Raw genomic sequence first — 13,410 nt, forward strand, 5'->3', positions numbered from 1 at the left:
CTCCTACAGCGATGCTGGGCGGGTCCAGGAGGCCCTTGACCTGCGCGAGCGGGTCCTTGCCGATTTCGAGCGGGTCCTGGGCCCTGACCACCCCGACACACTCACTGCCCGCAACAACCTCGCCAACTCCTACAGCGATGCTGGGCGGGTCCAGGAGGCCCTTGACCTGCGCGAGCGGGTCCTTGCCGATTTCGAGCGGGTCCTGGGCCCTGACCACCCCGCCGTACTCACTGCCCGCAACAACCTCGCCCGCACCCGCGAGGCTGCGGCAGCTCTACAGCGACGAGATACAGCAACTCCGTCAACCACACCCGACCATCAACCTCCCGCAGACACTGCTGAGCAATCGGTATGACCGTCCCCGACCGATCTCTGTAGAGCTACGGACCAGAAGCTCCTGACATCCATCGCTGACATCAACACCTGTGAATGCCAGCGGTCCTGAGAGCCCTCTGCGGCACAGGGACTGGCCCATGAGGCTGGCGCTTTAGAAGGTGGACCGAACTCCTAATGCGGTGCTCGCCGCAGGGAGCTCGCCGCAGCCTGGCCGGCCGAACCGTCCGCCTTCCTGCGACACCCGTGGCCAACCTCCGGCCAACACCGGCTGCCATGTACCTCCGCCCGCGACTTCGCCCCAGCTAGGAGCGGGTTTCCGATCTGCAGGCTCCGCAGTCTTGAAAACAGTCGTGGCGGCAACGCCACCGCCAGCCCAAACCCCACAGCCTCCGCGGGTAGACGGCCCCTGACCAGGCATTTCCTGGCCGTCTCTCTCCTTGATCGAGGAGAATCCGCGGTTGACCGACCTTGACCGTGCTCTATCGGCCTATCTGGCACGCACAGCGGCCAGCCCTGCCTGAGGCGCGCGAACGCCCCCAGCGGTCAAACCGTTGGGGGCGCAGATGGGCGGGAAGCTCACACGAACAGGAGGGTGTCCTCGGCGAGGATGTCCCTGTTCAGTTCGCTCTTGTAGATCAGGTCGATGCTGCCGAAGCGGGCCTCGCCATAGTCGAAGCCGAGTTCAGCTGCCGCTGCGCGTACCGCTTGCTCAGAGGAACCCTCGATTTCTAGGAACGTCGGCAAGCTGGGCCACGTGTCAAGGTCGTACGTGACGCCGTCGAGCTGCCACTCCTCCCGATAGTTCTGCTGGTAGCGCACCTGGCGAAGACCGAGGGCCTTGAGGAGTTCGGCGGTCTTCTCCAGCTCGCTGACCTCGATCTCGATTTCGGTTGTGCCGTTGATGTGGCTGGCGTCGGTGACCTGCTTCAACGTCAGGGTGGTCTTGCCGCCCTCATCGCGCAGCCGTAGCCACTGCTCGCCTTGAACGGTGTCGTTCTCGAAGATCAGGCGGGTGAACATGGTCTTGGGGAAGACCTGCTCGGCGCCGGCGGCTTTCAGTTGCTCGCGCAGGGCCTCCACGTCAACGCCCAGAAACTTCGCCTCGTACTCGTGCTGTGCCATCTCTCTCCTCTGGTCGCGGGATCTACGCAGTGAGGTCGTGGTAGTCCTGCTCGCGCAGCTTCCTGATCTCGCTGCACACGCTGCTGGTGACGAACTCTTCGAGCGGCAGGCACAGGTCCATGCGCTGGATGCATACGCCAACGTGGAACTTTCCGCGCGGGTCACGGTAGAGCCGAACTCCGTAGTAGCCCTCGTGGCAGTCAGTGCTGTTGTTGAACCGGCAGCCGACGCAGGTCTCCGGAAGCCGCAGAGATCGTATGTGCTTCACCAGAAGCCGTCGCCCGTTGGGGAGTTGGTAGCCGACCCTGAACCCCGACGTGCCGGCGATCAGCCTCACCTCGGTCGGCGTGGCTTGCAGTTCCTCCAGGAGGAGGTCGATGGCGTCGAGCGACTCCTCCCCGTCGGCGAGGGAGGACAGGACGCGGACCGAAAGCTGTGGTGAGTACTTCTCCAGCAGCCGGTAGACGCGACGGACGTGGTTTCGGTTCGGAATGACGACGTTCGCCCGAGCGCCAAGTCCCAGGTCGAGCGACAGGCTGATTGATTTCTCCAGCGCATCGATCTTGCGGCTTGCCGAAGAGTGCGAGCGGTAGCGGATGTTCTGTACCTGGGCCAGCTCTTCCGCGGTGGTCCCGAAGATGGAGAAGTTCACGTGGTCCAGGCCGGCCTTGGCGCAGTCGGGGAGGATTCGGTCGCCGTTTTCCCCGTTCGACGTAACACTGACCTTGTAGCCGACGGATCGGCACATGGCCACGATCTGAGGAAGGCGGGGATGTAGCGTCGGCTCCCCGCCGGTCAGATGAACCTCGTCGAAGTCCAGCACCTCGCGGAGCTGGGTGAGCGCCGCGTGGAACGTGTCATCCGGGAGGATGGGTGCGGTGAGGAAACGGGCACCGTTGGTGGCGAGGTAGATCGAGACGCGGCCGGAGCGGCCTGCTGCCCCGAACTCTCCCGCGTGGTCCTCATGGTTGTCCGCACTGACCGGCGTTCCTTCGTTGTGGCAGAAAGTGCAGGTCATGCCGCAGGCGTCGATGACCTTGACGCGTAGGGTCCGGTCCACTGTGACGCGGACCGGAACGGCACTACTGACGTTCCTTAAAGCGGGGTGATCGATCACGTATCTCTGCTCCTTCGTCGTTGGAGGGCGAGAGTGAGGGGATTGGTGTCCCGAGGCTGCGGCTTCAGTGCTCGCAGGCCTGGGGAGTTGCGATGCAGTCCTGCGCGCGGCGTGGAGCCTCCTGGGCAGGGCTGATGCGCGCGGGCTGAGCGAAGTCAGCGCTGGAATGCAGCTTCGTCGGGCAACGTTCGAGCTGCCGAGGCCCACGTTGCTCGATGCCTGCCGATGTCGTTGTGCGCGAGCTGAAGGAGCAAGATCATCGCGGTGGCAGTCCCCAGCGCCCACACCCAGCCCAGGCACCGGCCGACCACATCACTGCGAGGGGATGTGCCTCGCGAGACGGCGTGCCTCCCCGCGGATGACAGCACTTTCACATCGGATCCTTCCTTCTCGTACGTGGCTGAGACGGGCGTCCGGCATTTCCCCTGCCAGGCATGAAGCGCACTCGTTTACGCGTCGGCTCGTCGCACTCGAGTGGCCCGTGCGCATGGCCCAGCCGCTTCCGCGACGGCGAGCACAGGGCTTGATCCGGTCGATGGATCAGCAACCGCGATTTCGAACCAGACCACTTTTCCCGCCGGGCCCTGCTTGGTCCCCCAAGCAGTCGCCAAAGCGGCGACGAGCCACAGACCTCTGCCGCTTTCCGATGCCGGTGCGGGGCTGACGACGTGCGGGAGCTGCGGCCCGGTGTCGGTCACTTCGACCCGCACTTCTGCACCGGTCCATCGCACGCACACCGCGCACGTCACGCCCGTATGGGTCACGGCGTTGGTGATCACTTCGCTGCTCAACAGCAAGAGCTCTGCGACTTGGTCAGCGGGCATACCCGTACGCCAGCGACGGACACGTTCTGCGATCCTTCGCCGGGCTTCGCTGACCGACCTTCTGGCAGGCGTCACGCGGAAGCCGTATGACGCCGGTGAGGAGAGTCGTCCGGGCATGGTGGATCACGCCTCCGCCTGCCTTGTCCGTCGGTGCCCGGGGAACTCCGGACAGGACAAGAACATCCACCTGCGGTGCCTCAACTCGTAAGGTTTCAGGGGGTTTCAGGGGGCGCTTCACACCTGCTCCGGCAAGCATCGACGGCGCTATGTTGAGTGTGCATCCAGGCCGACGGGAGGACCTGATGACCGGGCACCCAACTGAGTTGTTACACCACCCACTGTCCTACGCGCGGGTCGAAGCCGGCCTGGGCAAGACCAAGTTCGCCCAGTTGATACGCCTTGAGGGGCGGGCCCTGGGATACAACCTGGGAACCACCCGTTCGACCGTCTTCAAGTGGGAACGCGGCGACCATGCGCCTGACGACATCACCCAGATGGTCATCGGAAGGGTGCTTCGTATCTCTGACGCAGCGCGCATGTCAGCGCCATGGCCGCGCTGGTTGCTCGCGGGGGACAACACATTCGACCTTGCTGCGCCTTGGACGCAGGAGGCTACGCTGAAGTCCCTGACCTCACTTGCTGGGAGTGGACCAATGGACCGGAGGGCTTTTCTCGGTATCGGTGGCATGGCACTCGTGGGCATCGGCGCCCAGTGGGCAACGGCCGATCCAGCCATCGCCGCAGCCGCGACCGGCGACAGGGTCACCTCCGCCACCGTGGATCACATGCGCGGCAGGGTGGAGTCCCTGCGCAGCATGGAGCAGGTGACGGGCGGTGGTGAATTCCTGGAGTCCGCCCGGACCGATCTCCGTCTGATCATGCGCATGTTGGAGAACGGCCGGTACACGGAGGAGACGGCGAAGCAGCTCTACGTGCTGGCCGCCGAAGTGTGTTGCCTCCTGGGCTGGATGAGCTACGACGCCAGCCTCCACAGTGCCGCTCAGCAGCACTACGCCGCGGCTCTCCGTTCGGCCAAGACTGCGGGTGATGACACCCTCGGGGCGCACACCATGTGCTTCATGGCCACCCAGGCGGCCAATCACCAGGAACAGCTCGCTGCTGTTGGGCTGATGGATACCGCAGAAGCCGTCCGAGGCCGGGTGCCCGCCATCATGCGGGCCTCGCTCGCCGCCCACCAGACCACCGTCTACAACAAGGCCGGCGACAAGCGGAAGGCAGCAGCAGCGCTCAACCGTGCATTTGACGCCCTTGGCCGCGTCGATGCCTCGGACACTCCTTCCTACCTGGCCTGGTTTGGCGAGGCGCAGCTCCGGTCCACGGAGGGCCGTTTCTTCCTCACCACAGGGCAGGCAGAGAAGGCCACCGCTGCGCTGGAACGCTCCGTCACCGAGGCTGCCCCGCGAGACAAGGCGGTCCGTTACGGCACCTTGGCTCTGGCTTATCAGAAGGCCGGCGACTTGGACGGCGCGCTCGACGCCACGCACAAGGCAGCCGATCTCATCGAAGACGGCATCCACTCGCGGCGGGGCGTGGAACGCCTGGAAGACGTCCGTCGAGCCTTCCGACCCGTCAAGAGCGAACCGAAGGTCCGAGAGGTCTCCGAACGAATCGCTGCTCTGGCCGCGTAGTCATCGCTCCAGCCTCGCCGCTGGCCTGTCCTGCCGTCCGAGTGCGTCACGGCGCTCCGCGCTCAGCGCGCCCAGCAGATCGCCGACAGGAAGGCTGCCGGCGAAGCCTGGAAGGGGAACGGCCACGACCTGGTCTTCACCACGAAGAACGGAACGCCCATCGAGCCGCGGAACCTGAACCGGTCCTTCGAGGCTCTGTGCGCCCGTGCCGAGGTCCGCAGAGTCCGCTTTCATGACCTGCGTCACACATGCGCATCACTGCTTCACGAACAGGGCGCCGACGCCCGCATGATCATGGAAGTCCTGGGTCATAGCTCGATCCGCGTGACCATGGACATCTACACCTTCGTCCGGCTCGACTCCCAGCGCTCCGCCTTCGACCGCGTCGGGAACGCGCTGAGGGGTGACGGCAACCCAAGGGACGATGACGACGGTGCGGCCGGCGTCCCCGTGGCCATCTGATCCACCCCGCACCAGCCCTGAGAGGCGGTTGCCGTCAATCACTGCCGTCAACAGGAACGCCAGAGGCCCCGTTCGAATTCGAACGGGGCCTCCGGCCTGCTGTGCGCTCGGCAGGATTCGAACCTGCAACCTTCTGATCCGTAGTCAGATGCTCTATCCGTTAAGCTACGAGCGCTTGGCTTTCCGGCGGTTTTTCTTGCCGGTCGGCGTTGCGGGAACAACATTACATGACCTGCGGCGTCACGCGAAATCCATTCCCCTCACCCCCTCTGAGCTGCGGAAATGTGTTTGTGGGCGGGGTGGGGGGTGATCCGGTGCGAGGTCGCCGGTCGATGGTTCGAGCGAAGTTCGGGCGGGTGGAGCCCTCTTCGGGGCGGGCCGGACGGATCCGGTCGGATAGGGCCGGCGCTCGGGTGTGACGGGGGCCACCAAGGGCGCCCCTGAGGCAGAGCCGAGAAAGACCAAGGAAGATCCACGGAAGGCGCGGGGAGGGCTCAGAGGCCCGGGGAAGATCGACGACCGGGGAGATCGGCGAAGGTCGGGCAAGATCCCAGGGAGGCGTCCAGAGAGGTCTTCCGGAGATCTTCCGGAAGGGTCTTCCGGAAGGGTCTTCCGGAAGGGTCTTCCGGAGAGGTTCACGGGGAGGTTCCCGTCGGGCTCGGCGGGTCTCCTCGCCCCGGAGTCCTCGATGGGCGCCCAGGTCCCCGATGAGCCCTCAGGTCCGCGAAAAGCCCCCAGGCCCCGGTCGAGATGACCGGGGCCTGGGGGGAGAAGTGCGGAGGCGGAGGGATTTGAACCCTCGATCGGGGGTAAACCCGAAACCGCATTAGCAGTGCGGCGCCATAGACCGGACTAGGCGACGCCTCCACGCACCCCACGCGCGCAGGCGCGCTGTGGTGTGTGTCGATGATGGCACAGCTCCGAGGTCTGTCACCAATCGCCCCCTACGGTACTAGGCGCGCGGCCCACCCGGCAAAGACGTTCCTGCGGCGCAACGTCGGGGGCGGCGGCGCGTTAGGAGTGTGGGGCCGTGACGACCTCCGTGTCGTGCGCCCCCGGCGTGTACGTACCGCGTACCGCCCCGCACTCGCCTCTCTGGAGCCTGTGATGTCGCACCGCCGGACGTCGTCCCGTTTCGTCGCCGCTGCCACCGCCGTCACCGCAGCCACCGCCGTGCTGGCCCTGGTGGCGCCCGTCGCGTCGGCCGCCCCGATCCCGCTTCCCCACTACCGGTCCGGCAACGGCGTGACGGGCGCCGGTCACCACGCCCCTGCCGGTCACCACGCCCCTGAGGGTCACCACGCCCCTGAGGGAATCGGGAAAGGCCATGGGGGCGGGAAGGGGCAGGGGCGTAGCCGGGGGGAGCGCGAACGGAAGGTGCTCGTCGGGCCGGATCTGCTGGTCGGGCGGGATGCGCATCGGGGGCGGCTGGCCACCCCCTATGGCGAGGCGGACGGGGCGGACGGGGCGGGAGCGCAGGGTCGTCGGCAGCCCTCGGCTCCCCGTCACGGGCGTCATGTTGCCCCGGCGGCAGAGGGGGCGCCGCGTGATCACCTCACCGTTACCGTCCACCGGTCCGGGTCGGCGCATACGGACGGGACCTTCGAGCTGTACTGCCACCCCGGTCACGGGACGCACCACCATGTGCGGCGGGCGTGCGCCAAGCTCGACTCGATGACGCGCTGGGGGAAGGACCCGTTCGCGCCGGTGCCGCAGCATGCGCAGTGCACGATGATCTACGGCGGTCCGGCGACCGCGCATGTCACCGGGACGTGGGCGGGGCGGCCCGTCAACGCGGACTTCCGACGCACCAACGGGTGTGAGATCGAACGCTGGAGCCGCTTCGAACCTCTGCTCCCGGCGACCCGTTCGTGACCCGATTCGTGCCGCAGTAGCGTCCCAGGTCAGGACGAGGGGCACATGTCGGGCGTGCGGCGAGTCGGACGACGCCGCGGCATAACCTCCCCGTCATCCGCCTCCGCGTCGCGCGCGAGTGCCCGTAGACTCCATCCCAGCGGTCCGCCGCGGCGGGCCCGGCACGGTGCGGTAACAGGAGGGAAGCGTCTCGTGAGCAGCAGGCCATCCCGAGGCGCTGCTCGCCTCGCAGCCATACTCGACGCCCTCCCCGACGCGCTGTTGCTCGTCAACTGCAACGGCACGGTCGTCAACGCCAACACCATCGCCCTGGAGACCTTCGAGGCGCCGGGCACGGCCCTGGTCGGCCGCGGTCTGCTGGACCTGCTGCCGGACTTCGACTCCAAGCGGATCCCGGGCTCGATGCGGCGCCGGGACGAGGAGGTCTCGGGGCAGCGGACGAAGCCGACGCGGATGGTTGCGCGGCGGACGGACGGCACCGAGATGCTGGTCGAGGTGACCAGCGCGAATCTGGAGGACGGCCGGACCCCGTACGAGTCCGCCTTCGAGGCCGCCTACGCCGATCACCGCAACGGCTTCACCGGCGACGAGCTGCTGATGCTCGTCGTACGGGACCTGAGCGGCACGCTGGACACCGAGGCCGAGCTGGCCCGCCAGCAGCGGCAGACCGAGATGATCCTGCGGGCCGCGGCCGAGGGTGTGGTCGGGGTCGATGCCGAGGGCAAGGTCGTCCTGGTCAACCCGTCCGCGGCGCAGATCCTCGGATACCGGGCGAGTGAGCTGGGCGGGAAGGAACTTCATCCGCTCATCCACCACTCGCGGGCGGACGGGTCGGCGCTGCCCTGGGAGGACACGCCGCTGGCCGACACGCTCAAGTCCGGGCGCAAGCACCGGGTCCGCGGGCAGGTGCTGTGGGCGAAGGACGGGCGTGCGGTGGCCGTGGACCTGACCACGGCGCCGGTGCGGGACGGCGATCAGCTGGTGGGCGCGGTGATGACCTTCACCGACCGGCGGTCGTTCGATGCGCTGGCGGCGCGGCACGCGCAGCTGCTGGCCGTACTGGAGCAGGCGCTGCGCGGCCCGCTGGAGGAGCTGAAGGGCGAGCTGGGCACGCTGGCGTCGGATCCGGCCGGCCAGCTGTGGCCGGAGGCGAACCAGATCCTGCACCATCTCGCGGCCGGCCACGCCCGGATGACGACCCTGGTGGACAACGTCCTGAGCTACCAGCGGCTGGACGCCGGCAAGGAGAAGCTGAACCGCGCGAAGGTGTCGCTGGACGGTGTGGTCGCCGCGGGCGTGGAGGGCGCGATCGAGCTGATCGGGCCGGGCCGGGCGCAGTTCGCGGTGCACGCCCCGCCGATAGAGGCGGTGGTCGACGCGGAGCGGGTCGCGCAGGCGCTGGCGCATCTGATCGCGGATGTCGCGGGCGTGGACTCGACGGGGCGGATGTCGGTCGGGGACGGCGCCGTGGGGCCCGGCGGGCGTACCGCGATCCCCGGGGACTCGACGATCGTGGTGGCGGCGGCCAAGCGCGGCGAGGTCGTACGGATCGAGGTGCGCGGGCCGTTCGGCGGCGGTGACCCGGTCCACGAGCCGCTGGTCCGCGGGATCGTGCGGCAGCACGGCGGTCTGCTGCAGACGCACGAGATGCCGGGAGCGCCGGGCAGCGGGCCCGGCGGGGGCGGCAGCGCCTACGTGCTGGAGCTGCCGGTGGGCGTCGACGGCGCGGACGACGCCGGGTCGGCGGACGGTGCCGCGGAGGCCGGTACGGGAGAGGTGCCGGGCGGCAACGAGACGACGGTGATGCCGATTCCGACCGCGCGGGCCCGGGGTACGCAGGGCGACGCGGCGGACGAGGACGGTACGGGGCAGGGGCCCGCGGCCGGTAACGGCGGTACCGGTGGGGCCGGTGAGTCCCTCGGTGCCGGTGTGGAGCAGGGTGCGGTGGTGCCGGCGCAGGCCGGTGGCGCGCAGCCGACCGGACGCCGGCGGGCCCGGCGCCCCGGTGGCGAGCAGGGCGCGCCCGAGGGTGCGCAGGGCAAGCCGGGCGCGACGGCTGCCGACGGCGAGGGCCCGGGGCTGCCGCCGGGTATGGCGGGTGCCGAGGCGGTGCCTCCTACGGGGCGGCGGCGGGCCCGGCAGGGCGCCACGGAGGGCGCCGGGCTGCCCGCGTTGCCCTCGGGTGCGGGCCCGGCCGCCGGCCAGCAGCCGGGGCAGGCACCGGCCGCCGGACCGGACCGGGCCGGGACCGCTCCCGGGTCGGGCGCCGCGTCCGGCGGTGGTCCCGTCCCCGCGCGTCCGCAGATTCCGGGCCAGGCCCCGGCGCCCGTCCAGCCGCAGGGGCTTGGCCCCGTCCAGCCGGCCGGCCGACGGGCCCGCCGGGCGCTGGCCGAGGCGCCGGAGCGCGGCGCGCAGGGTGAGCGGGACCGGGCGCCCGCCGCCACGGGTGCCGGGCAGCAGGCCGGGCCGCGGACGGCGTTCGCGCTGCCGCCGGCCGCGGCGGACCGGGCCCCCCAGCCGGCGCCCTCGGGGCTGCCCGCGCTGCCGGCGGTCGCCGATCAGGTGCCCGCGCAGGCGGCCGGTCCGCAGGAGGCCGTGGGTACGGGCCGGCGCCGGGCGCGTCGGCCGGTGGCCGGTGGTCCGGAGGCCACCCCGCCCGCCGGGCAGCCCGGCTATGCCCTGGAGGCTGCCGCCGGGCCCGCCAACTCCGCTGGGACGCAAGCCGATTGGGACGAGCCGACCGGCCGCCGCCGGGCCCGCCGGGCGGCCGCCGAGGAGCGCGCGGCGGCCGCGATGGCCGACTCCGAGTCGTCCGGGACGTTCGTGGCCGGGCCGGAGGGGCTGGTGGCCCAGCCCGCCGCGCCCGACGGGTCCCCGGAGCCGGTCGGGCCGGCCAGTGCGACCGGGGCCGGGACGGGTCCGGCGCCCGGCATCGCGCCGGTGCCGGGCGCGGACGCGCCCGCCGGGCCCGAGGTGCCGCCCGCACCGACCGGCCGCCGTCGTGGCCGCCCCAGCCCCGCCGAGGAGGCGCCCGCGGCGCCCGTACCCGCGCAGGGCGGCCCGGGTGGCCATCCGCACCGTCAGCCGCTCCCGCCGGGCGCCGAGGACGAGGCCGCGGCCCAGGGGCGGGCGTTCAGCGTGCGCACGCTCGGGCAGGGCGTGCCGTTCGCCCAGCAGATCGCCGGGCAGCAGCGGCCGTTGCCGCCCGGCAGCACCCCGCCCGGTGGTACGTCCGCGGGTTCGGGCCGGCGCCGTAAGCTCGCCGCGCCGCCACAGGACGGTGAGCGTGCGGTGGCCGACGGGGCCGGGCCGCGTCCCGGTCCGCAGCCGGCCGCGCCGCAGGACCGTGCGCCGGCGGCCGGTCAGCCCGGGCCGGCGCCCGCGGCACAGCCCCAACCGCAGCCCCAACCGCAGCCGCAGCCGCATCTGATGGACGCCAGTGAGGGGCGGGCCTTCGCGATCTCCGCGCCCGACGAGGGCAGTGAGGGTCCCGAGCCGCTGGACGGGCCGAACGGCGCCATAGAGGTGATGACCCGTCAACCGATGCCGATGGACGACGAGTTGCCGCCGGAGCCGCTGGACAATCCGCGTCGGCTGCTGGTCTGGCCGGCGCCGGACGTCGCCACCCAGCAGGCGCTCAGCGACCGCGGCTACCGCCCGGTGATCGTCAACTCCCGTGAGGAGGTCGACGCGCAGATCGCGGCGTACCCCGCGGCGCTCTTCGTCGACCCGCTGACCGGGCCGATCACCCGTACCGCGCTGCAGTCGCTGCGCCAGGCGGCGGGCGCGGCCGAGGTCCCGGTGCTGGTGACGGCCGGTCTGGGGCAGGCGACGCGGGAGGCCGCCTACGGGGCGGACCCGGCGGTGCTGCTCAAGGCGCTGGCGCCCCGGGACAGCGAGAACCACCCGCCGCGGGTGCTGCTGATCGAGCAGCACGACGCCATCGCGGGGGCGATGATCACGTCGCTGGAGCGGCGCGGGATGCAGGTCGCGCGGGCCCACGCGGACGCCGACGCGGTGACCCTGGCGACGCAGATGCGCCCGAACCTCGTCGTGATGGACCTGATGCAGGTACGCCGCCGGCGGGCCGGCATCGTCGACTGGCTGCGCGCGAACGGGCTGCTCGACCACACCCCGCTGGTCGTCTACACCTCCGCCGACATGGATCCGGCGCAGCTGCCGCGGCTGGCGGCCGGCGAGACGGTGCTGTTCCTGGCGGAGCGTTCGACGAGTGCCGAGGTGCAGTCCCGGATCGTCGATCTGCTGGCCAAGATCGGTACTAACTAGATCGGTACGAACGAGGGAGAGATCCCCGCGGCGGTACCGGGCGCCCGGTCGTCGGGCGCCCGGTGGGGCCGGTTCAGGCCAGCAGCGTGACGTCCAACTCGCCGTCCGCGTACTGCCGTCGCAGCACCTTCTTGTCGAACTTGCCCACGCTGGTCTTGGGCACCGCCGGGATCACCGCCCAGCGCTCCGGCAGCTGCCAGCGGGCGATCCGCTCGCCGAGGAACGCCTTGAGCTCCTCGTAGCCGATGGTCGCGCCCTGGTTCAGGACGACGGTCGCCAGCGGCCGCTCGCCCCACTTGTCGTCCGGTACGGCGACCACCGCGGCCTCCGTGACGTCCGGGTGCGCCATCAGGTGGTTCTCCAGCTCGACCGAGGAGATCCACTCGCCGCCGGACTTGATGACGTCCTTGGCGCGGTCGGTCAGGGTCAGATAGCCGTCCGGGGTGATCGTGCCGACGTCGCCGGTGCGCAGCCAGCCGTCGGGGCTGAACTTGTCGTCGGGGCGCAGCGGTTCGCCCTGTGCGCCGCCGTAGTAGGCGCCGGCGATCCACGGGCCGCGGACCTCCAGCTCGCCCGCCGCGGTGCCGTCGTGCGGCAGCCGGGCGCCGTCCGGGCCGATCAGCCGGGCCTCGACGGAGGCGGCGAAGCGGCCCTGGGTGGCGCGGTAGCCCCACTCCGCCTCGCCGCTCACCCCGGCCGGCGGGTGCGAGACGGAGCCCAGCGGCGAGGTCTCGGTCATGCCCCAGGCGTGCACGACGCGGATGCCGTGCCGTTCCTCGAACCCGCGCATCAGGGCGGGCGGGCAGGCGGAGCCGCCGATGACGACGGTCCGCAGGCAGGCGACGTCATGCTTGTTCGCGTCCAGTTCGGCGAGCAGGCCCTGCCAGATGGTGGGAACGGCGGCGCCGATGGTGGGCCGTACGGTCTCGATCATCTCGGCGAGCGGGGCGGGCTGCAGGAAGCGGTCCGGCATCAGCAGCGAGGCGCCGGCCATGAAGGCGGCGTGCGGCAGGCCCCAGGCATTGACGTGGAACATCGGCACGACCGGCAGCGTGATGTCGCGCGTCGACAGCGCGAACGCCTCGGCGGTGTTGACCTGCAGCGAGTGCAGGTAGAGCGAACGGTGGCTGTAGAGCACGCCCTTGGGGTCGCCGGTGGTGCCGGAGGTGTAACAGAGGGCCGCGGCGTCCCGTTCGTCGAGTTCCGGCCAGTCGTACGTCTCCGGGCGGCCGGCGATCAGCTCCTCGTAGTCGTGCACCCGGGCCCGCGCGCCGTCCAGGACGGACCGGTCGCCGGGGCCGACGACCACGATGTGCCGGAGGTTCTCCAGCTGGGGCAGCAGCGGGGCGAGCAGCGGCAGCAGACTGCCGTTGACGAGGACGACCCGGTCCTCGGCGTGGTTGATGATCCACACCAGCTGCTCGGCGGGCAGCCGCAGGTTGAGGGTGTGCAGCACCGCCCCCATGGAGGGGATGCCGAGGTACGCCTCCATGTGTTCGGCGTTGTTCCACATCAGCGTGCCGACCCGGTCCTCGGCGGCCACGGACAGCTCGTCGCGCAGCGCGTGGGCGAGTTGGGCGGCCCGGTGGCCGATCTCGGCGAAGCTGCGGCGGTGCGGCTCGCCGCCCGTCCAGGTGGTGACCTGGGACCGACCGTGGACCGTGGATCCGTGGGTCAGAATCCGTGAGATCAGCAGCGGTACGTCCTGCATCGTGCTGTACACCAGGGGCCTCCCAAG

Annotated in this window: 9 protein-coding genes and 2 tRNA genes; 5 read left to right on the forward strand and 6 right to left on the reverse strand. The window is 70.5% G+C overall.

What is annotated here, in order from left to right; translation table 11 throughout:
* Nucleotides 1-40: 40 nt before the first annotated feature.
* Nucleotides 41-355 (forward strand): tetratricopeptide repeat protein, encoded by a 315-nt coding sequence (locus tag ACFV1J_RS06345; protein WP_385856422.1) that lies wholly within the window; start codon nucleotides 41-43, stop codon nucleotides 353-355.
* A gap of 557 nt (nucleotides 356-912) precedes the next feature.
* Here ACFV1J_RS06345 and ACFV1J_RS06350 read toward each other — a convergent pair.
* The 3 genes from ACFV1J_RS06350 to ACFV1J_RS06360 all read right to left on the reverse strand — a co-directional run bounded on the left by ACFV1J_RS06350 (nucleotide 913) and on the right by ACFV1J_RS06360 (nucleotide 3,516).
* Nucleotides 913-1,458 (reverse strand): class IV adenylate cyclase, encoded by a 546-nt coding sequence (locus ACFV1J_RS06350; protein WP_385856095.1) that lies wholly within the window; start codon nucleotides 1,456-1,458, stop codon nucleotides 913-915.
* Nucleotides 1,459-1,480: 22 nt separating this feature from the next.
* Nucleotides 1,481-2,575 carry a radical SAM protein gene (locus ACFV1J_RS06355; RefSeq protein ID WP_385856096.1) on the reverse strand — a complete coding sequence of 365 codons (1,095 nt, stop codon included), beginning with the start codon at nucleotides 2,573-2,575 and terminating at the stop codon, nucleotides 1,481-1,483.
* 449 nt (nucleotides 2,576-3,024) lie between these two features.
* Entirely contained in the window at nucleotides 3,025-3,516 is a 492-nt protein-coding gene (locus ACFV1J_RS06360; protein ID WP_385856097.1) for an ATP-binding protein, read from the reverse strand.
* Between the two features lie 185 nt (nucleotides 3,517-3,701).
* Between ACFV1J_RS06360 and ACFV1J_RS06365 the strand changes: the two genes are divergently transcribed.
* Entirely contained in the window at nucleotides 3,702-5,048 is a 1,347-nt protein-coding gene (locus tag ACFV1J_RS06365; protein WP_385856098.1) for a transcriptional regulator, read from the forward strand.
* A 78-nt stretch (nucleotides 5,049-5,126) separates the two neighbouring features.
* Nucleotides 5,127-5,510: a tyrosine-type recombinase/integrase gene (locus ACFV1J_RS06370; protein WP_385856423.1), complete on the forward strand. Its 384-nt coding sequence runs from the start codon at nucleotides 5,127-5,129 to the stop codon at nucleotides 5,508-5,510.
* Nucleotides 5,511-5,612: 102 nt separating this feature from the next.
* Here the strand turns inward: ACFV1J_RS06370 and ACFV1J_RS06375 are convergent.
* Both ACFV1J_RS06375 and ACFV1J_RS06380 read right to left on the reverse strand, forming a co-directional pair.
* A tRNA-Arg gene (locus ACFV1J_RS06375) sits at nucleotides 5,613-5,685 on the reverse strand.
* Nucleotides 5,686-6,286: 601 nt separating this feature from the next.
* Nucleotides 6,287-6,377, reverse strand: a tRNA-Ser gene (locus tag ACFV1J_RS06380).
* A gap of 561 nt (nucleotides 6,378-6,938) precedes the next feature.
* On the opposite strand from ACFV1J_RS06380, the gene ACFV1J_RS06385 reads away from it, so the two are divergent.
* Nucleotides 6,939-7,385 carry an SSI family serine proteinase inhibitor gene (locus ACFV1J_RS06385; RefSeq protein ID WP_385856424.1) on the forward strand — a complete coding sequence of 149 codons (447 nt, stop codon included), beginning with the start codon at nucleotides 6,939-6,941 and terminating at the stop codon, nucleotides 7,383-7,385.
* 192 nt (nucleotides 7,386-7,577) lie between these two features.
* Nucleotides 7,578-11,672 (forward strand): PAS domain-containing protein, encoded by a 4,095-nt coding sequence (locus ACFV1J_RS06390; RefSeq protein ID WP_385856099.1) that lies wholly within the window; start codon nucleotides 7,578-7,580, stop codon nucleotides 11,670-11,672.
* 73 nt (nucleotides 11,673-11,745) lie between these two features.
* On the opposite strand, the gene ACFV1J_RS06395 is transcribed toward ACFV1J_RS06390, so the two are convergent.
* Nucleotides 11,746-13,395 (reverse strand): long-chain fatty acid--CoA ligase, encoded by a 1,650-nt coding sequence (locus ACFV1J_RS06395; RefSeq protein ID WP_385856100.1) that lies wholly within the window; start codon nucleotides 13,393-13,395, stop codon nucleotides 11,746-11,748.
* Between the last annotated feature and the right edge of the window lie 15 nt (nucleotides 13,396-13,410).

The organism is Streptomyces sp. NPDC059649 (assembly GCF_042734445.1).
GTDB lineage: Bacteria > Actinomycetota > Actinomycetes > Streptomycetales > Streptomycetaceae > Streptomyces.